1 pseudogene is annotated in these 338 nt (G+C 49.1%); it reads right to left on the bottom strand.

Features of this window, described 5'->3' with window-relative positions:
• Positions 1–303: pseudogene (locus tag J0A66_RS22280) on the bottom strand (MFS transporter); the annotation flags it as partial.
• Between the last annotated feature and the right edge of the window lie 35 nt (positions 304–338).

Genomic DNA, 338 nt, shown 5'->3' with positions numbered 1-338 from the left:
CAAACCGTATTCGAATGGAAACCAACCAGTCAGCGCTATGCCGATGGACATCAACGCAAGCGAGATCAGCGCAAAGGTCTGCTCTTTGAGCACCAACAACACAAAGATAGCGGTAAAGGCCAAAAAGCCAGGAACCTCCCGCAGACTTTGTAAAATACCGATTTGCGCGCCGTTAAATTGCGCGGCGTCGATAACAAAGTTATTTAACAGCGCATTCCAGACCGAAAATGTCAGCGGCATAACAAAGGCCATAGCCAACAGCAAAAACTGCGGATTTTGGCGGATCGTTTGTAAGGATGGCATGAATGGCCCAGGGCCGTGACAACAGAAGGCAATTG

Origin of the sequence: Bowmanella dokdonensis (assembly GCF_017254865.1) — a bacterium.
GTDB lineage: Bacteria > Pseudomonadota > Gammaproteobacteria > Enterobacterales > Alteromonadaceae > Bowmanella > Bowmanella dokdonensis.
This window is presented reverse-complemented; position numbering and strand designations above follow the sequence as displayed.